Origin of the sequence: Caballeronia zhejiangensis, assembly GCF_000698575.1 — a bacterium.
In the GTDB taxonomy this organism is placed as follows: domain Bacteria; phylum Pseudomonadota; class Gammaproteobacteria; order Burkholderiales; family Burkholderiaceae; genus Caballeronia; species Caballeronia zhejiangensis.
Genome location: NZ_JFHD01000009.1, coordinates 167,802 through 185,427, shown reverse-complemented (window position 1 = coordinate 185,427; position 17,626 = coordinate 167,802). Strand labels below are relative to the sequence as shown.

The following is a 17,626-nucleotide window of genomic DNA, read 5'->3' as shown; positions in this document are numbered from 1 at the left end:
GGCAATTTAAAAATGCATTTCCAGATTTCGTTAAAGGCGCGCGTTCGTTTCGGCACGCGCTGCACGAAGGGTATTTCAGGGGAAGACGGGCGCCGATTTTTAGTAGTATGGATTGGAGTGCCGTTATGATTGCGCCCGTCGATGCCGGGAGCGGCTTGCCGGATCGCCGGCTTTCGCTTATCGCTCGTTCATCCTCGTCACGCGCGTGGCCTTTGCGCGGGCGCCGCTTCGATCATCACCTTTATCCGGACGCATCATGCCCATCCTATCCAACGGACAGCCGAATCCGAATCCCCGCCAGCCGGTGGACATCGCGCGCATTCTGCTCGTCATCACGATCCTGACCGCGCTCACGGTCGGCAGTCTCTACGTGCTGCGCCCGTTCCTGCCGGGACTCATCTGGGCGACGACGATCGTCGTCGCGACCTGGCCGCTCATGCTCGCCGTGCAGCGCCGCTGCGGCAACCGCCGCTGGATCGCGACCACCGTCATGCTGCTGATGCTGCTGGTCGTCATCGTGCTGCCGCTCTATTCGGCGATCTCGACGCTCGCGGAGCACGGCGGCGAGATCATGGCCGCCGTCAAGAGTCTGCCGAGCTACGCGCTGCCGCCGCCGCCGGGCTGGATCCATGACGTGCCGCTCGTCGGCGCGCGCGTATCGAAGGAATGGCAGATGCTCTCCGACGCCGGCCCCGGCGGCCTGCTCGCGAAGCTCGAACCCTACGTGACGATCGTCGCGCGCTGGATGCTTTCGCATGCGGCCGTGGTCGGCGTGTTCGTCATGCACATGGTGATCACCGTCATCATCTCCGGCATTCTGTACACCAACGGCGAGGCGGCCGGCCGCTTCGTCACGCGCTTCGCGACGCGCATCGCCGCGCAGCGCGGCGCCGAAGCCGTCAAGCTCGCCGGCCTCGCGATCCGCGCGGTCGCGCTCGGCATCGTCGTGACGGCGGTCACGCAATCGGCGCTCGGCGGCATCGGGCTTGCGGTTGCGGGCGTGCCCGCCGCGGGCATCATCACCGCGGTCATGCTGATGCTCTGCCTCGCGCAGATCGGCCCGCTCCTGCCGCTGCTCGGCGGCGTTGCGTGGCTCTTCTGGAACGGATCGACCGTCGTCGCTTCGATGCTGCTCGTGTGGTCGATCATGATCGCGATGCTCGATAACTTCCTGCGCCCCATTCTCATCAAGCGCGGCGTGAATCTCTCGATGCTGCTGATTCTCTCCGGCGTGCTCGGCGGCATGTTCGCATTCGGAATAGTCGGATTGTTCATCGGTCCGGTGATTCTCGCCGTGACGTCGACGATTCTGAACGCGTGGATCAACGAGCAACCGCCGCTGCCGCAAGTCGAAGCGATGAGTAACGAGGAAATCGCGAACACCCCGTCGGCGCGGGGTCTCGCGGATACATCGGGAAGACAGGGTTAATTGATAAAGATATTCTCGATTTGTCGCATTTTTTATCGACAATCGGAATGCGCTTAAATCGAGAATTCGGACTCTTACGAAAATGAGATTTTGTGCCGGTTAACACGGTGTTTCACGGTTTTTGGGCGATGCATATCCGTTACAATGCAATCCTTCGTTATTTGCCCGATTGAGGGCGCAGGGGATTGACCATGTCTTTGCGTGACGTGGACGACATCGATTACATCGGAGTGAATATTCTCTTCAAGCGCGTATATGTCGGGCTCTTCGACGATCTGGACTGGCGCGATGAAGAGAAGCATCAGGATTTGCTCACAAAGAAGATCGACCGCTACATCCGTTATATTCGTTCAGGCAAATTGCTGTTGAATTATCCGAAAGTTCGCGGCTATGAGATCGTGGTCGAATACGTGTCGATGCATCCCATGACGCCGTCGGGACTCGAATTCTGGAAATCGCGCGAACGCGTCGTGACCGACGCGGGTTACAAGGTGCATATCCGTGGCGTCGACGTGCGTCATTCGCTCGGCATTTCCGTCGATAAACCGGAGCGCGTCGCAGCCGAACCGGTCGAGCCGCCCGCGCTGGAAGTGCTCGATCCCGACCCGCGCATGCAGCAACTCGCCGACGTCGCCGACGTTTCGTATCTTCCGCCCTCGATGCCCAAATCGGGCCTGCCGCAGGCGCTGCCCCTGCTCAGGCGTCTCGCGATGCGTCAGGCGGCAAGCTACTGAACCAACTCCCGCGATCGAAAAAAGCGGCGTGGCTCGCATGAGCCCCGCCGCTTTTCCTTTGCGCGCGTGATCGCCGCTTCACATCGCGTTACTGCGCGCCGCTCAGCGCCGCTGTCGCGATCGACGGCACCGAAATGCCATTGGTCTTCGCGTACTGCACCGCTTGCGAGAGCGTCTGCATGAGCGACTGCAACTGCCCCGGCGCCGATTGCGCGACATAGCTCGCCGCCTGCACGGTCGACGGATTCGAACCCGCCTCCAGCAGCGACGACATGTTCATCGAATTCGTCACCGAGCCGAGATTCGATTGCAGGCCGGCGTACTGCTTTACGCCCTGCCCGAGCGACGCGAGGCCGTCGCTGAAGGTCTTCTTGCTGGCGGCTGTCGGCGGCGTCGCGGAGCCGTTCGTGAATGCCTGCATCAGCGATTGGGACACGCTCTGCTGCGTGCCGCCGAGTTGCGACAATACGCTCGTGCTCGGAACGGCGTTCCCGCCCGATGCGCCGGAGAGCAACCCCGCCGCCGATTGCGCCTGGCTCGCGACGCTCGACATGCCCATCGCCGAGGCGAGGGTCGACTGCCCGGTCAGCACTTGCTGGTTCGCGCCGACATAGCTTTGCAGAAGCGAATTCAGCGCCGAAGGCTGCGTCGCGCCGTTCGCGCCCGACGTCACGTCGGACTTGCCGCTGCCGAAGCCGAACTGTTGAAGATTGAGTTGTGCGTACGATGCCCCCGGCGCGATTACCGCAAATGCGATCCCAGCCGAAAGAAGCGCCGTTCGATACGTACGGTTCGCCATGTTCGGTTCCTCCTCAGAATTGTCCGATGTTCGATAAGCCCGATTCGACCATCGGTCATCTGGACGGTTCGCTGCAGAAACATTTGCTTGCGAATTCCGTCGAGAGGTCCCGCCTACAGATCGGCGAGCGGATGCATTTCCCTGCGCCACGGCGATGACAGGAAGTGCTGCACGCGCTCGGCGCGCACTTGCGCGAGCGTCGTCGGCGCGAAACGCGGCCGCTCGTCCTTGTCGATGATGAGCGCCCGCACGCCTTCGACGAAATCGCCGTCATCGATCGCGCGGTACACGACGCCGAGTTCCATGCGAAAGCAGTCCGCGAGCGACATCTGACGGCCACGCAAAAGCGCGTGATACGTGACTTCGAGCATCGTCGGCGAATGGCTTTCGAGCAGCGCGAGCGTCGCGCGCGCCCAGTCGGATTCATCCGTTGCGAGCGATGCGACGATGCGTTCCACGCCGCCCGTCGCGCACACGGCGAAATGGCGTTTGATTTGCGCGCGCATATCGTCGAGCGGCGCGTGCCGTTCGATATTCGCGCTCGGCACGAACACGCGCGCCAGTTGCGTCATCGTGTCCTGCGCATCGTCCCAGCGGATAGCTTCGAGACGCTCGACGAAACTGCGCAGCCACGTCGACGGCACGCATTCGTCCGCGAGACCGACACGCCGCGCATCCGCGCCCGACAGACGCGCGCCCGTCAACCCGACGTAAAGCGCGAGATCGCGCGGCAGCACGCGCAGGAAATGCGTCGCGCCGACATCGGGCAACAGGCCGATGCGCGTCTCCGGCATCGCCATGCGCGTGCGCTCGGTCGCGATGCGCAACGCCGCGCCTTGCGCGAGGCCCATGCCGCCGCCCATCACGATGCCGTCCATCAGCGCGATAACCGGCTTCGCAAAGCGATGCACCGTGAAATCGAGCCGATATTCATCGATGAAAAACTTGAGCCACGGCGTCTCGTGATGCGGATCGTTGCGCGCCGCGTGATAGAGCTTGCGCACGTCGCCGCCCGCGCAAAACGCCTTCTCTCCCGCGCCGCGCAAGACGACCGCGGCGATCGAATCGTCCGCGGCGCATTGCGCGAAACGTTCGGCGAGATGCGCGATCATGCCGTGCGAGAGCGCGTTCAAGGCATGCGGACGGTCGAGCGTGACGATCGCCACACGGTTCACGACCTCGAAGGCGACTTCCGGCGCGTCGCGTGAAAGTTCAAGCGTGCTCATGAATTCCTTTAGTCGGCCTTGCTGGTCTGGCGCAGCTCCGGGAAATCTTCCTCCCAGAACTCGAACTCGCCGCGCGCGCCGTCCTGCGTGCGCGCGATTTCCTGCCGGCGCAAATCGACGCGGCGAATCTTGCCGGAGATGGTCTTCGGCAATTCCGCGAATTCGAGCCGGCGGATGCGCTTGTACGGCGCGAGCCGTTCGCGCGAGAACGCGAACACGCTTTTCGCGAGTTCGGGTCCGATCGAATAGCCGTGACGCAGCGTGACGAACGCCTTCGGCACCGAAAGTCGCAGCGGATCGGGACTCGGCACGACAGCCGCCTCGGCGATCGCTTCGTGCTCGATCAGCACGCTTTCCAGCTCGAACGGGCTCAAGCGGTAATCCGACGACTTGAACACGTCATCCGCGCGGCCGACGTAGACGAAGTAGCCGTCCGCGCCACGCGCGGCGACATCGGATGTGCGATAGAAGCCGCCTCGCATCGCGTTTTCGGTGGCCTTGGGGTTATCGGCGTAACCGGTCATCAGGCCGAGCGGCGGCGGATCGAGCGCGAGCGCGATTTCGCCTTCTTCGGCAGGATTGCCATCCGGATCGAGCAAGGCCACGCGATAACCCGGCAGCGGACGGCCCATCGAGCCCGGCACGAGCCGCTGGCCCGGCGTGTTGGCAATCTGCGCGGTGGTTTCGGTCTGGCCGTAGCCGTCGCGGATCGGCAATCCCCACGCATGCTGCACGCGCTCGATGATCTCCGGATTCAGCGGCTCGCCCGCCCCGACGATCTCGCGCAGCTTCACCTCGTACGACGCGAGTGGCTCCTGCACGAGCATGCGCCACACGGTCGGCGGCGCGCACAGCGTCGTGACTTCGTGCTTCACGAGCACATCGAGCGCGCGGGCGGCGTCGAAACGGCTGAAGTTGTAGATGAACACGCACGCCTGCGCGTTCCACGGCGCGAAGAAGCAGCTCCACGCGTGTTTCGCCCAGCCGGGCGAGCTGATGTTCCAGTGGACGTCGCCGGGTTGCAGGCCGATCCAGTACATCGTCGAGAGATGCCCGACCGGATAACTCTGATGCGTATGCGCGACGAGCTTCGGCTTCGACGTCGTGCCGGACGTGAAGTACAGCAGATACGGATCGTTCGCGGACGTTTCGCCGTCCTTGGCGAATTCCGCCGATGCGTCGTACGCGGCTTCATACGCGAGCCAGCCGTCCTGCGCGCCGCCCACCGCGATGCGCAAGCCCGGTACGTCGATGCCATCGAATTTCCTCGTTTCGGCTGCATCGACGATGACGTGCTGCACGCCGCCTAGCGCGATGCGGTCGCGCAAATCCGCGCTCGCAAGCTGCGTCGTCGCGGGCAGGACGATCGCGCCGAGCTTCATCGCGGCGAGCATCGTGTCCCATAGCTCGACGCGATTCGGCAGCATCAGCAGAATGCGCTCGCCGCGTTTCACGTTCAGCCCCCGCAAATGATTCGCGACGCGCGCGGAACGCTCGCTCATCTGCGCAAACGAAAGCCGTGTCTCGTCGCCGCTTTCGCCGACGATCTGCAACGCGGGCGCGTCGTTGCCACGCGCCATCGGATCGAAATAATCGAGCGCCCAGTTGAAGCGATCGAGCGACGGCCATCTGAAGTCGCGATATGCGGTGTCGTAGTCCGTGCGATGAGCAAACAGGAAGTCTCGTGCTTCGATGAATGCCTGGGCTTCGTTCATTGCGTCTCCAAAGATTTATACGTTGCGCGCGATCACCATCCGCTGCACTTCGCTGGTGCCTTCGTAAATCTGCGTGATGCGTGCATCGCGATAATGACGCTCCACCGGATAATCCTGCAGATAGCCGTATCCGCCGTGAATCTGGATCGCGTCCGAACACACGCGCTCCGCCATTTCCGACGCATACAGCTTCGCCTGCGACGCCTCCGACAGACACGGCACGCCTTCGGTACGCATGCGCGCCGCGTGATGAATCAAGAGGCGCGCGGCGTTGATCTGCGTTTGCATGTCGGCGAGCATGTTGGCCACCGACTGATGTTCCTGAATCGGCTTGCCGAACTGCACGCGCTCCTTCGCATAGGCGCGCGCCGCATCGAATGCCGCGCGCGCGATGCCGAGCGCCTGCGCCGCAATGCCGATGCGCCCGCCTTCCAGATTCGACAGCGCGATCTTCAAGCCCTCGCCGCGCTTGCCGAGCAGATTCGCGGCGGGAATCGCGCAATCGTCGAAGTTGATCGGACACGTATCCGACGCGCGGATGCCGAGCTTGTGCTCCGGCGCGCCGACGTTGAAGCCGGGCGTGTCCGTCGGCACGACGAACGCGGAGAGGCCGCGCTTGCCCTGATCGGGATCGGTCACGGCGAAAACGATCGCCACGCCCGCGCGCTTGCCGTTCGTCACGAACTGCTTGTTGCCGGAAATGACCCACTTGCCGTCTTTCTCGACGGCGCGCACGCGCAGGTTGTTCGCTTCGGAGCCCGCCTGCGGCTCCGTCAGGCAGAACGCGCCGATAACCTCGCCGCTCGCGAGCTTCGGCAGCCATTCGGCCTTCTGCGCGTCGGTGCCGTACGCGAGGATCGGACCGCAGCCGACCGAGTTGTGCACGCTCATCATCGTCGCGCAGGACGCGCAGCCGGCGGCGATCTCTTCCATCGCGAGTGCGTAGGCGGTGTAGTCGCTGAAGGTGCCGCCGAGTTCGGCGGGCACGATCATCCCGAGCAGGCCGAGTTCGCCCAGTTGCCGCACGACTGCGTCGGGGATCGCGCCGTCCTTGTCCCACTGGCCCGCGTTCGGCGCGAGCGCTTCGGTTGCGAACTGGCGAGCCGCGTCGCGGATCATGCGCTGCTCTTCGGTGAGAAATGCGTCGATCATGTTCTGAATTCGGTGATGGGGGCTTGCGCGGCGAGGCTCGCCGCATCGATCGTTTAAACTTTCTGGCCGCCGCTCGCCCGGTCGATGATGGGCGGCTGGGCCGTCTGAGCACGAGTCTAGGCAATCGCCTAACGTTAGCCGATGCCCAAAACGATCACGCTAACTGAGCGCTTTGGCCACCTAGTGACAACCCCAAGTACCAAAAAAAAGATCGAGCGCGACTCGATTTCCGTGAGCCTCGTCGAAGCCGCATTGCGATGCGCCGAATCGCGCGGCGTCGCGCGCGGGCATTTGCTGGCCGCGGCGGGCATCGCGCCGGCGACGCTCGATTCGCCGCGCGCGCGGGTGTCGCCGGTCCAGTACGGCAAGCTGTGGAACGCCACCGCCGACGCGCTCGACGACGAGTTCTTCGGCCAGGACGCCCATCCGATGCGGCGCGGCAGCTTCGTGCTGCTATGCCACGCGGCGCTTTCCTCGCGCGACGGCGCGCAGGCGCTCGGGCGCATCGCGACTTTCATGCGGCTCGTGCTCGACGATCTGAGCTTCGAGCCGGACATCGACGACAAGCGCGTGCGAATCTGGCTCGCCGACAAAGCCGGACCGAAGTCGATGTTCGCCTACGCGACGGGCTTCATCCTCGTGTATGGGCTCTTGTGCTGGCTGGTCGGGCGGCGCATTCCGGTGCTCGCGGCGCACATGCGCTGCCCCGAGCCCGCCGACAGCGACGAATATCGCCTCATGTTCTGCAACGACCTGCGTTTCGACGCGACGCGCTCGTTCGTCGACCTGTCGGCCGAATGCGCGGCGCTGCCGATCGTGCAGACGTCCGCCACGCTCAAGCGCTTCCTGCGCGATGCGCCGGCGAATTTCATCGTGAAGTATCGCAATCCGGATTCGCTCGCGGCGCGCATCCGGACGCGTCTTCGGCAAACCGCGCCGACGGACTGGCCGGAAGCCGAAAGCATCGCGGCCGCGCTGCATATGGCCGAAGCCACGCTGCGGCGGCGTCTGAAGCAGGAAGGGCTGACCTATCAGACGATCAAGGACGCATTGCGGCGCGATCTGGCCATCGCGCGTCTTGCGCATACGCAGGAGACGATTCCGCAAATCGCCGATGCGCTCGGCTTCGCGGAACCGAGCGCGTTCCGGCGCGCATTCAGGAAGTGGACGGGCGTGCGCCCCGCGGATTACCGGCGGGAGAGCTGAAGCGCGCGAACATCGAGGCTGCTATATTGAATCGTCCATGATTTCGCACCTTGGAGCGCACCATGACCAAAGCCAGCCGGGATGAACGTTCGAAGCAGGAACAACCGAAGAAGGAAACCGAAGAGGATTTGCTCGACGAGGCGCTGGAAGAGACCTTCCCCGCAAGCGATCCGATCGCGGTGCATCCGGAGCCGGAATCGCCTGAAGACCGGAAAAACAAGTAGTCGTTCGGTTATTCGCCCGAGTCGGGCTCATCCGGACTCGAGAGCAGCACCACGAGCTTCTCGACGTGCTGATGTAACAGCTTGACGTGCTTGTCGATCTGTTCGAGACGCCCGGTCAGATCGGCCTTCGCCGACTCGCTCATGCGATCGGACGCGATGAGTTCATCGACCTTCGGCTGCATCGATTCGACCTGCAGCAAGCCGAGCTGGCGCTCCAGGCGGCGTAAGTCCTGCGACAGCAGCTCGCGATTCTTCCGAAAAACCAGATCGCGGCGGTTGGCTTCAGCCTGTTGCTGGGCCTGATCGGCGACACGGCGCGTCGCTTCGGTCTGGGAAAGCAGCGGTTCCGGGCCGCGCAACACGGAACGCTTCGGCGCGGGATGGGCCGTGCCGCGGAACACGGCCATCGGCGTTTCCTCGTCGATCGCGCGCAGGACGTCGGGCGGAATCTCGTCCAGCGTGCGGCGCTCGTCCATCCAGTGCGGCGGCAGGCCGGTCACGAGCTCGATGCCGCGTACGAATTCCTCGTTGAAATCGCGCTGACCGCCGACGATCAGCTTCATGAACGTCGGCGAGAAGTTCATCATGCGCGCGAGGCGGCCAGCGCCGCCCGGCGAGCCGACCAGGACATTGAGGTTGGCTCGCCAGACTATGAACAGCGTTTCGTCGAAATCTTCCATGAACAGGCTCCAGGCAGTCCGACGCGCCCGAACGTGCACATCGGATTTGCGCGCGGCGGCGCTGCGCGCATGCATATCCGGTTCCCGCGCTTTCCGATCAACATCGTGCACCGTGGCCGGTGCGTCGTCTACATACCGCATAAAACACCATACTACCTTCATCGGCAAGCCGGGCGGACAACGGCGTCCGCGCCGATGCGGGCGTGCGACACGACGCGCACGCCGCCGGCCGGCTTACGGTTCGTTGCGCAGATACCCTTCCTTGCTCGGATCGAGCATGCGCCAGGAGACGATGAGCGAAATGGCGCACATCGCCGTGACATACCAGAAGAACGTCGATTCGCTGCCCGCCGATTTCAGCCACAGCGCCACATACTCCGCCGAGCCGCCGAACACCGCGTTGGCGACCGCGTACGACAGGCCGACGCCCAGCGCGCGCACTTCCGGCGGAAACATTTCCGCCTTGATGAGACCGCTGATCGACGTGTAGAAGCTCACGATCGCGAGCGCGATCACGACCAGCACGAACGCCATGACCGGGCTCGTCACCGTGGAGAGCGCGTGCAGCAGCGGCACCGTGCAAATGGTCGCGAGCGCGCCGAAGCAAAGCATCGAGGCGCGGCGGCCAATGCGGTCCGACAGCGCGCCGAACAGCGGCTGCAGCAGCATGTAGACGAAGAGCGCGGCGGTCATCACGTTGCTGGCGGTCTTCGCGTGCATGCCCGCCGTGTTGACCAGATACTTCTGCATGTAGGTCGTGAACGTGTAGAAGATGAGCGAGCCGCCCGCCGTGAAGCCGACGACCGTCATGAACGCGGCCTTGTGCTGCATCAGGCCGGCGAGCGTGCCCGCTTCCTTGCGATCGCGCGTCTCGGCGGTCGACGTTTCGTCGAGCGAACGGCGCAGGTACAGCGAGATCAGCGCCGCGCACGCGCCGATGAAAAACGGAATGCGCCAGCCCCACGCCTTCAGCTCTTCCGTCGACAGGAACAGTTGCAGGATCACGAGCACGAGCAGCGCGGCGAGCTGGCCGCCGATCAGCGTCACGTACTGGAACGACGCGAAGAAGCCGCGCCGGCCGCGCAGCGCGACTTCACTCATGTACGTCGCGCTGGTGCCGTATTCGCCGCCCACCGATAAGCCCTGGAACAGGCGCGCGATCAGCAGCAGGAACGGCGCCCACGCGCCGATCGACGCGTACGTCGGCAGGAAGGTGATGACGAGCGAGCCGCCGCACATCATCAGGACGGAGATCATCATCGCGTTGCGGCGGCCGTGCTTGTCGGCGATGCGGCCGAAGAGCCACCCGCCGATCGGGCGCATCAGGAAGCCCGCCGCGAACACGCCCGCCGTGTTCAGCAACTGAACCGTCGGATTGCCGCCGGGAAAGAACGCCGCCGAAAAGTACAGCGCGAGGAACGAATAGATATAGAAGTCGAACCATTCGACGAGGTTGCCCGACGAGGCGCCGACGATGGCGAAAACGCGGCGCCGGGTGTCCTCTGCGGTGTAAGCGGGAAGGTCGGTCATGTTGTTTCTGATCTCTTGGTCACTGTCTGGATGGCGTATGTCGGGGTTTCATCCCCGATCCGGGCGCTCTTGGCGGCGTTCGGGCGCAAGTTTATACGCGGTTTCGCAACCGGCGCGCGATCGTGGCGCGCGAAACACGGCCGGACGGAGTAGGAAAATTCGCGCAAGGACGCCCCCGCATCGCGTTCACCGATGACCGCCCCACCCGCTCAGGCTTGCCGCAAAAGCATTTGCCGCCCTTGCGACGGCATCGTTCAACGCTTTCGACATAAATCGTCTTTGCCTCGATCGTTCGTACTAGGTAATTACCCTGATTAAAGATTTTGACGATTATTTATCGATAAAGTCTCGGGATCACGATTCACATCGACGAGGACTGCATGAGTCAGCATCAACCGATCATTCTCGACGCCGCGCTCGCGTCGACATTCGCGCAAGTCGCGCTCGGCCACCTGACGCGCGAATATCCCAACAAGCTCGATCACGTCATGGCAAGCGTTGCCGACGTGCAAAGCCCGCGCGCGCTGCATCCGATTTTCTACGGCAGCTTCGACTGGCATTCGTGCGTGCACGGTTACTGGCTGATCGCTCGGCTGATCGACCGCTTTCCGGATCTGCCGGAAGCGCCGCGCATTCGCGCCGTGATCGACGAGCATGTCACCGAGGCTAACGTCGCCGCTGAAGTCGCTTATCTGCAGCGTCCCGCCGCGCGCGGCTTCGAGCGGCCTTATGGCTGGGCGTGGCTGCTCGCGCTCGCAGGCCAGCTGCGCTCGATGCGTTCCGACGACGGCGCGCGCTGGGCCCGCACGCTCCAGCCGCTCGCGGACGCATTCGTCGCACGCTTCGAGGAATTCCTGCCGAAATCGACGTATCCGCTTCGCGTCGGCACGCACTTCAACATGGCGTTCGCCTTGAAGCTTTCGATCGGTTACGCGCGCGTCGCGCAGAACGCCGATTTTGAGCATCTGCTGAAGGAAACCGCCCTGCGCTGGTTCGAGAAGGACGAAGGCTGTCAGGCGTGGGAACCGGCGGGCGACGAGTTCCTGTCGCCGTCGCTGATGGAAGCCGTGCTGATGCGTCATGTGCTGCCGGGCGAGCGCTTCGTCGGCTGGTTCGACCGGTTTCTGCCGCGCATCGCCGAGCGAGAACCCGCGACGCTCTTCGCGCCGGCCACCGTCACCGATCGCAGCGACGGCAAGCTCGCGCATCTCGACGGCCTGAACCTCTCGCGCGCGTGGTGTCAGCGCACGATCGCACGCGCGCTGCCGGCGGGCGATGCGCGTATCGCCGTGCTCGAGACGGCGGCGCACGAACATCTGGCGTCGGGCATTGCGCATGTCGCGGGCGATTACATGGGCGAGCACTGGCTCGCGACGTTCGCGCTGCTGGCGCTGGAAGCCTGAGCGGTTCTAGACGCGCGGCTGGAACGCGATCACGCCCATGCCGATGAGCGCGATCGCCGCGCCCGCGACATCCCACGCCGTCGGCCGGATGCGCTCGACGGCCCATAGCCACGCGATCGCCACGCCGATATACACGCCGCCATACGCCGCGTAGACGCGCCCCGCCGCCGCGGCGTGCAGCGTGAGCAGCCACGCGAACAGCGCGAGCGACAGCGCGCCGGGCACGACGAGCCACGGCGAGCCGCCCTCCTTGAGCCATCGATGAGGGAAATAGCAGCCGGCGATCTCGGCGATGGCGGTGACGACATAGAGCGCGAACGTTTTCATGAGGCGCATTATCGGCGTTCGCGAGACGTTGCGTGGTCCGCGTCCGCTGCGGACAATGACGCCCTTGCTCGAAACTTCAGGCCGCCGACCTTGCAGACCGATTCAACCGATGCCGCCGCGCTGCCCGTGCACTGGCACAGGCGCGTGCTGATGCTGGCCTTTCCCATCGTTCTCGCGAATCTCACGCAGCCGATTCTCGGCGCCGTCGACACGGCTGTCGCCGGGCATCTCGACGGGCCGCAGTATCTCGGCGGCGTCGCGCTCGGCGGGCTCGTCTTCAGCTTCGTGTTCTGGGGCTTCGGCTTTCTGCGCATGGGTACGACGGGACTCGTGGCGCAGGCGTTCGGCGCGCGTGACGACGACGCCTTGCGCAAGAGCGTGCTGCGCGCGTTGCTGCTCGGACTCGCGATCGGCGCGGCGGTGCTGGTGCTGCAAGTGCCGATCATTCGTTACGCGCTCGTCGCGCTGGGCGGCAGCGCTGCCGTGCAGGGCACCGCGAGCGCGTACTGTCACGCGCGCATCTGGGCCGCGCCGTTCGCGCTCGGCAATTACGTCGTGTTGGGTTATCTGCTCGGCTGCCAGCGCGTGAGGCTCGCGCTCGTCACGCAGATCTTCATCAATCTGGTGAACATCATCGCGGTGCTGCTTTTCGTGTATCGCTTCGATTGGGGCATCGCGGGCATCGGCGCGGCAACGGCGTTCGCGGATTTCTGCGGCTTTGCGCTCGGACTCGCGATTCTTTGGCATCTGCGTCCGCGCGGTCTCGCGCCGCTCGTCCCGCGCTCGCTCTTCGACGCGCACGCGTTGAGGCGGGTCGTCGCGATCAACCGCGACATCTTCATCCGCACGATCTGCCTGCTCGGTTCGTATGGCTGGTTCGCGCATCTCGGCGCGCGTCAGGGGGATGCGATCCTCGCCGCGAACGCCGTCCTGCTGAACTTCCAGACCTTCATGTCCTTCGGTCTCGACGGCTTCGCGCACGCGGCCGAAGCGCTCGTCGGCGCGGCGGCGGGCGCGCGCGACCGGTACGCGTTCCGTCAGGCCGTGAAGGTGACGATGTTCTGGTCGGCAATCGGCGCGGCGGGCTTTTCCATCGTCTTCTGGTTTAGCGGCGAATGGATCATCGGCAAGCTCACGGATCAGGCGGTCGTGAAGGCGGCGGCGGTGCGCTATCTGCCGTGGGCGTCGGTTCTGCCGCTCGCGTCGGTCGCGGGCTTTCAGCTCGACGGCGTGTTCATCGGCGCGACGCGCACGCACGAGTTGATGAAAGCGATGGCCGTCTCGCTTGCTGTCTTTCTGCTTGCTGCGTGGGCGCTCGCGGGATCGCTCGGGAATCACGGGCTGTGGCTGGCGCTCACTGTTTTCATGGTGGCGAGAGGTATTACGTTGGCGATTCAGGTGCCGGCGATCGAGCGGGCTTCGTGTGCGACTTTGGGAAGGTGAGGTATGGTGCGTCGGGTTCCAGCGCGGATGGCAAGTCTGCCCTCGCTTCGTCCAACGATTTTCTTGGAGGTCGGCACAGTCAGCATCGACAAGAGAAGACCTGCCATAACGTGCGCCAGATAATGGCCGCCCTGCGTCGGCGTGGCACGATCATGGTCACGTTGAGCGAAATCGCAATGCAGAACAGCCAACGAAACTTTGCGAGCGAATCGAAGCTATTGCCCCGCCAGCCCCTCCAGCAGCGCCTTATGAAACGCCGCCGGATCCTGCATCTGCGGCGCGTGCCCAAGCTCCGGAAACTCGACGAGTTTCGCGCCTTCGATACGCTCCTTCGCCAGCTTCGCGAGATCCGGATATCGCCCGAGCATCGGTCGAATCTCGGGCGGCGCGAAGTCCTTGCCGATCGCGGTCGTATCCTTGTCGCCGATAAGCAATAGCGTCGGCGTCTTCAACTGATCGAATTCGTAGACGACGGGCTGCGTGTAAATCATGTCGTACAGCAACGCCGAGTTCCACGCGACGATGTCCTTGCCCGGTCCGCGATACATGCCCGCCAGCATCTGCACCCACGGTTCGTAGTCGTCGCGCCACTGGCCCGAGTAGTACGTGCTCGTCTCATAGCGGCGGATGCCGTCGGCGCTCGTCTTGAGCTCGCGCGCATACCAGTCGTCGATGGAAATCGACGGCACGCCCTTCGCCTTCCAGTCTTCGAGCCCGATCGGATTCACGAGCACGAGCTGCTCCGTCTCGCGCGGATACATGAGCGCGTAGCGCACCGCGAGCATGCCGCCCGTCGAATGCGCGATGAGCGTCGCCTTCGACACGCCGAGCGCGGTCAGCAGCGCATGCGTGTTGCGGGCAAGTTGCTGGAAACTGTATTGATAGCGCGCGGGCTTCGTCGATTTGCAAAAGCCGATCTGATCCGGCGCGATCACGCGATAGCCCGCATCGCTCAAGGTCTGGATCGTCTGCTTCCACGTCGCCGAACAAAAATTCTTGCCGTGCAGAAGTACCGCGGTGCGTCCATTCGGATGCGCCGGATGCACATCCATATACGCCATGCGCACGACCTGGCGCTGCGACGTAAGCGCGAAGCGCGCGACCGGATACGGATAGTCGAAGCCCTGCAACTCGGGGCCGTATGCGGGGCCGTCGTTGCCGGCCGCTTGCGTGGCTTCGTCGGCATGTGCTTGTAAAGCGAAGGACATCGCGAGACACAACATCAAGGATCGAACGACGGACGGCTTGCTGCGCGCTGGTTTCATTTTTTGATCTGAAGATGACGTCGGCCGACGCATTCTAGCGCGGCTGAATTTCGCACGCGCCCGCATGCTGTATTCAGCGCTTATACTTTGCGACCCCGATCGTCGTCAGGATCATTCCAAGCATGCAACGCCGCATCAAGGCATTCGCCGCCGCGCTCCTCGCATTCGCGTGCATCAGCGCATCCGCGAGCGACTGTCCGCAGTTCAGCCCGAACGGCCGCGCGCCGGTCGTCGTCAATTCGAAGATGCGCGCGTCGACGCAGGAAGTCTGCTATTCCGACTTCGCGCTGCTGCACTCCGGCATCACGAAAGGGCCGCTGTGGTCGGCGGAACATCTGACCGCGAGCAGTGTCGACCAGGCGAAGAACAACACGCGCACGAATCGCTTCTTCGTCGACAAACGTCTGCCGCCCGACGAGGCCGCGCAACTGTCCGACTACAAGAGGAGCGGTTACGACCGCGGCCACATGAGTCCCGCGGGCGATCGCGCAAGCAAGAAAGGCATGGCCGAATCGTTCTCGCTCGCGAACATCGTCCCGCAGGATCCGTCGAACAACCGGCGCATCTGGTCGCGCATCGAGCAAGCGGTGCGCAGGCTCACGGAGGAATCGGGCGAAGCGTATGTCGTCACCGGGCCGCTCTTCTCGGGACGTCAGTTGCAGACGATCGGCGAATCGCGCGTGTTCGTGCCCACGCAACTGTATAAAGTAGTCTATTTGCCGCAGCGTCAGATCGCGTTCGCGGTCGTGATCGAAAATACGCCGACGAACACGTACACGATGAAAACCGTGCACGAACTGGAAGCGATGAGCGGACTCGCGTTTCCCGGCATCCCGGACGGACTGAAGGACAAGCGAATTGGAGGATTGCGCGGTGTTTAAGCCATTTGCAAACGATACGGATGTGATGAACATCGCGGGCGACGCGATCAACATCGAGAACGGCGTGAAGCGCCTCACGATCAGCGGCAATTTGACGATCGCCCGCGACAAGGCCGGACTCGCGAACGCGCTGGCGCTTCAGAAGGCGATCGGTGCGATCGTCGAAGCGTTGCAAAGCGATGCGTCGCTGCCCGCGAAGCTGCCCGACGAGCCGGATGCGCCGTCAGGCACCGCCGATAATCCGTTCATCTGAAGCGGCCGTCGCCGAAGACAGCCGCGCGGAGAATCGAAGTGATCGAATGCCATGTCGGCCCGAGCCCGCTCGGGCACATTTTGTATCGCGCCGAAGACGAATGTCTGACGGGTCTCTTCTTCATCGGACAGAAGTATTTTCCCGATGGTCTGCACGCGCCGACGCTGTCGGAGACAGCGCCGAGATCCCGCGTGATTGCCGATGCGCGCGAGCAGGTCGGCGAATACTTCGCGGGTACGCGTCGGAAGTTTTCGATTGCGGTGCAGTTTCGCGGAACACCCTTTCAGCGACAAGTCTGGGACGCGCTTTGCCAGATCCCTTTCGGCGACGCGTGGACGTACAGCGATCTCGCGCGCCGGCTCGGCTTGCCCGCGGGCGCATCGCGGGCCGTCGGCGGCGCGAACGGACGCAATCCGGTCGCGATCATCGTGCCGTGTCATCGCGTGATCGGCGTCGACGGGGAATTGACCGGCTATGCGGGCGGCGTCGAACGCAAACGCCATTTGCTCACGCTGGAGGGCGGTCCGGGGCGCGAACAACTCGCGCTCTTCTGAAGCAGCGCACAGTCGGCGACAAAACAAAAACCCCCGCGAACCATCGGTTCGCGGGGGGTTTTTTTCGACATCGTCCGATGATGAATTACGGCGTAAGCATCACTTCCACACGACGATTTTCCGCACGCCCGACGCTCGTTGCGTTCGACGCAATCGGATTGGCCTTGCCGAAACCCTTCATCGCGAAGTTCTCGGCGCTCAGGCCATGTCCCTTCAGGTAGTCGAGCACGGCCTGCGCGCGACGCTGGGACAAACCGAGGTTGTAGGCATCCGGGCCCATCGAATCCGTGTAGCCCTCGACCGTGACGGACGCGAAATTCGCACCCTTCGAGTCGGCGACGAGCTTATCCAGAATGCTCCTGGCCTTCGGCGTCAACGCGGCGCTGTCGAAGGCGAAGTTCGTCTTTTCGTCGAGCGAAATCTTGCGCGGCACGACAGCCGGGGCCTTCGCTGGCGCCGGTTCCGGCGTTGCAACGACCGGCTGGGGCGGCGTCACGCAGTTGAAGATTACGTTGCGCGGATCGCTCGGCGTCTTCGTTCCGGCGAGCGTCTGAAGCACGTTCACCTTTTGATCGCCGCACATCTTTTGAGCCGCGGTCATGCAGGCGCTGCCGTTTTCGAACAGACCGTAGCATTCGGCGCGAAAAGCCTTCTGGCCATCCGACGTTTGAATTTCGCTGATATTGAAGGCCGGTCCCGACGTGGACGAACAGCCCGCAAGTACGGCAGCGGCGATAAGACTAACAGCAAGGGTTTTCGTGAGCATCTTGGTGGTCATGCAAGTCAATTTCAAAGTGCGAGCCGC

The 17,626-nt window shown here is 63.7% G+C and carries 18 protein-coding genes; 9 read left to right on the top strand and 9 right to left on the bottom strand.

Annotated features, from left to right (window positions below; all coding sequences use genetic code 11):
* Positions 1–256 precede the first annotated feature (256 nt).
* Together ydiK and BG60_RS14845 are read left to right on the top strand one after the other, a co-directional pair.
* Positions 257–1,429: an AI-2E family transporter YdiK gene (ydiK, locus tag BG60_RS14850; protein ID WP_075583509.1), complete on the top strand. Its 1,173-nt coding sequence runs from the start codon at positions 257–259 to the stop codon at positions 1,427–1,429.
* A gap of 191 nt (positions 1,430–1,620) precedes the next feature.
* Positions 1,621–2,163 (top strand): DUF6572 domain-containing protein, encoded by a 543-nt coding sequence (locus BG60_RS14845; RefSeq protein WP_008353854.1) that lies wholly within the window; start codon positions 1,621–1,623, stop codon positions 2,161–2,163.
* An 88-nt stretch (positions 2,164–2,251) separates the two neighbouring features.
* Here BG60_RS14845 and BG60_RS14840 read toward each other — a convergent pair whose 3' ends face one another.
* The 4 genes from BG60_RS14840 to BG60_RS14825 all read right to left on the bottom strand — a co-directional run bounded on the left by BG60_RS14840 (position 2,252) and on the right by BG60_RS14825 (position 7,052).
* On the bottom strand, positions 2,252–2,962 hold the full coding sequence (locus tag BG60_RS14840; RefSeq protein ID WP_008353855.1) for a hypothetical protein: 711 nt from the start codon (positions 2,960–2,962) through the stop codon (positions 2,252–2,254).
* A 113-nt stretch (positions 2,963–3,075) separates the two neighbouring features.
* Positions 3,076–4,188, bottom strand: a complete 1,113-nt coding sequence (locus BG60_RS14835) for an enoyl-CoA hydratase/isomerase family protein (protein WP_008353856.1) — start codon at positions 4,186–4,188, stop codon at positions 3,076–3,078.
* Between the two features lie 8 nt (positions 4,189–4,196).
* Positions 4,197–5,903 carry an AMP-binding protein gene (locus tag BG60_RS14830; protein WP_008353857.1) on the bottom strand — a complete coding sequence of 569 codons (1,707 nt, stop codon included), beginning with the start codon at positions 5,901–5,903 and terminating at the stop codon, positions 4,197–4,199.
* Positions 5,904–5,918: 15 nt separating this feature from the next.
* Positions 5,919–7,052 (bottom strand): acyl-CoA dehydrogenase family protein, encoded by a 1,134-nt coding sequence (locus tag BG60_RS14825; protein ID WP_033536104.1) that lies wholly within the window; start codon positions 7,050–7,052, stop codon positions 5,919–5,921.
* A gap of 213 nt (positions 7,053–7,265) precedes the next feature.
* Here BG60_RS14825 and BG60_RS14820 point away from each other — a divergent pair, with 213 nt between their 5' ends.
* Positions 7,266–8,261 carry an AraC family transcriptional regulator gene (locus tag BG60_RS14820; RefSeq protein ID WP_404989953.1) on the top strand — a complete coding sequence of 332 codons (996 nt, stop codon included), beginning with the start codon at positions 7,266–7,268 and terminating at the stop codon, positions 8,259–8,261.
* A gap of 62 nt (positions 8,262–8,323) precedes the next feature.
* Entirely contained in the window at positions 8,324–8,485 is a 162-nt protein-coding gene (locus BG60_RS39000; protein WP_008353861.1) for a hypothetical protein, read from the top strand.
* Between the two features lie 8 nt (positions 8,486–8,493).
* Here the strand turns inward: BG60_RS39000 and BG60_RS14815 are convergent, their stop codons facing one another.
* Both BG60_RS14815 and BG60_RS14810 read right to left on the bottom strand, forming a co-directional pair.
* Positions 8,494–9,165 (bottom strand): hypothetical protein, encoded by a 672-nt coding sequence (locus BG60_RS14815; protein WP_033536103.1) that lies wholly within the window; start codon positions 9,163–9,165, stop codon positions 8,494–8,496.
* A gap of 234 nt (positions 9,166–9,399) precedes the next feature.
* On the bottom strand, positions 9,400–10,695 hold the full coding sequence (locus tag BG60_RS14810; RefSeq protein ID WP_008353864.1) for an MFS family transporter: 1,296 nt from the start codon (positions 10,693–10,695) through the stop codon (positions 9,400–9,402).
* A 380-nt stretch (positions 10,696–11,075) separates the two neighbouring features.
* Between BG60_RS14810 and BG60_RS14805 the strand changes: the two genes are divergently transcribed.
* Positions 11,076–12,098, top strand: a complete 1,023-nt coding sequence (locus tag BG60_RS14805) for a DUF2891 domain-containing protein (RefSeq protein ID WP_034471904.1) — start codon at positions 11,076–11,078, stop codon at positions 12,096–12,098.
* Between the two features lie 6 nt (positions 12,099–12,104).
* Here the strand turns inward: BG60_RS14805 and BG60_RS14800 are convergent, their stop codons facing one another.
* Positions 12,105–12,425, bottom strand: a complete 321-nt coding sequence (locus BG60_RS14800) for a YnfA family protein (protein WP_008353867.1) — start codon at positions 12,423–12,425, stop codon at positions 12,105–12,107.
* Between the two features lie 150 nt (positions 12,426–12,575).
* On the opposite strand from BG60_RS14800, the gene BG60_RS14795 reads away from it, so the two are divergent.
* The gene (locus tag BG60_RS14795) at positions 12,576–13,868 is read left to right on the top strand and encodes an MATE family efflux transporter (RefSeq protein WP_051079090.1); all 1,293 of its coding nucleotides are present in this window, start codon (positions 12,576–12,578) and stop codon (positions 13,866–13,868) included.
* A gap of 215 nt (positions 13,869–14,083) precedes the next feature.
* Here BG60_RS14795 and BG60_RS14790 read toward each other — a convergent pair whose 3' ends face one another.
* On the bottom strand, positions 14,084–15,076 hold the full coding sequence (locus BG60_RS14790; protein WP_235366205.1) for an alpha/beta fold hydrolase: 993 nt from the start codon (positions 15,074–15,076) through the stop codon (positions 14,084–14,086).
* Between the two features lie 179 nt (positions 15,077–15,255).
* On the opposite strand from BG60_RS14790, the gene BG60_RS14785 reads away from it, so the two are divergent.
* From BG60_RS14785 to BG60_RS14775, 3 genes are read left to right on the top strand one after another with little or no spacing between them, the layout of a single operon-like run.
* Positions 15,256–16,014: a DNA/RNA non-specific endonuclease gene (locus BG60_RS14785; protein WP_008353873.1), complete on the top strand. Its 759-nt coding sequence runs from the start codon at positions 15,256–15,258 to the stop codon at positions 16,012–16,014.
* Positions 16,007–16,267: a hypothetical protein gene (locus tag BG60_RS14780; RefSeq protein ID WP_033536088.1), complete on the top strand. Its 261-nt coding sequence runs from the start codon at positions 16,007–16,009 to the stop codon at positions 16,265–16,267. The genes BG60_RS14785 and BG60_RS14780 overlap by 8 nt, the downstream gene beginning before the upstream one ends.
* Before the next feature lie 38 nt (positions 16,268–16,305).
* Positions 16,306–16,821 carry a methylated-DNA--[protein]-cysteine S-methyltransferase gene (locus BG60_RS14775; RefSeq protein WP_008353883.1) on the top strand — a complete coding sequence of 172 codons (516 nt, stop codon included), beginning with the start codon at positions 16,306–16,308 and terminating at the stop codon, positions 16,819–16,821.
* Between the two features lie 85 nt (positions 16,822–16,906).
* Here BG60_RS14775 and BG60_RS14770 read toward each other — a convergent pair whose 3' ends face one another.
* Positions 16,907–17,599, bottom strand: a complete 693-nt coding sequence (locus BG60_RS14770) for an OmpA family protein (RefSeq protein ID WP_008353884.1) — start codon at positions 17,597–17,599, stop codon at positions 16,907–16,909.
* Between the last annotated feature and the right edge of the window lie 27 nt (positions 17,600–17,626).

Bases quoted from the DNA above. Each gene is read 5' to 3' on its own strand.
- BG60_RS14810 (WP_008353864.1), bottom strand. From the start codon at position 10,695: ATGACCGACCTTCCCGCTTACACCGCAGAGGACACCCGGCGCCGCGTT.
- BG60_RS14805 (WP_034471904.1), top strand. From the start codon at position 11,076: ATGAGTCAGCATCAACCGATCATTCTCGACGCCGCGCTCGCGTCGACA.
- BG60_RS14845 (WP_008353854.1), top strand. From the start codon at position 1,621: ATGTCTTTGCGTGACGTGGACGACATCGATTACATCGGAGTGAATATT.
- BG60_RS14815 (WP_033536103.1), bottom strand. From the start codon at position 9,165: ATGGAAGATTTCGACGAAACGCTGTTCATAGTCTGGCGAGCCAACCTC.
- BG60_RS14840 (WP_008353855.1), bottom strand. From the start codon at position 2,962: ATGGCGAACCGTACGTATCGAACGGCGCTTCTTTCGGCTGGGATCGCA.
- ydiK (WP_075583509.1), top strand. From the start codon at position 257: ATGCCCATCCTATCCAACGGACAGCCGAATCCGAATCCCCGCCAGCCG.
- BG60_RS14830 (WP_008353857.1), bottom strand. From the start codon at position 5,903: ATGAACGAAGCCCAGGCATTCATCGAAGCACGAGACTTCCTGTTTGCT.
- BG60_RS14835 (WP_008353856.1), bottom strand. From the start codon at position 4,188: ATGAGCACGCTTGAACTTTCACGCGACGCGCCGGAAGTCGCCTTCGAG.
- BG60_RS14795 (WP_051079090.1), top strand. From the start codon at position 12,576: ATGCTGGCCTTTCCCATCGTTCTCGCGAATCTCACGCAGCCGATTCTC.
- BG60_RS14785 (WP_008353873.1), top strand. From the start codon at position 15,256: ATGCAACGCCGCATCAAGGCATTCGCCGCCGCGCTCCTCGCATTCGCG.
- BG60_RS39000 (WP_008353861.1), top strand. From the start codon at position 8,324: ATGACCAAAGCCAGCCGGGATGAACGTTCGAAGCAGGAACAACCGAAG.
- BG60_RS14770 (WP_008353884.1), bottom strand. From the start codon at position 17,599: ATGACCACCAAGATGCTCACGAAAACCCTTGCTGTTAGTCTTATCGCC.
- BG60_RS14790 (WP_235366205.1), bottom strand. From the start codon at position 15,076: ATGTCCTTCGCTTTACAAGCACATGCCGACGAAGCCACGCAAGCGGCC.
- BG60_RS14800 (WP_008353867.1), bottom strand. From the start codon at position 12,425: ATGAAAACGTTCGCGCTCTATGTCGTCACCGCCATCGCCGAGATCGCC.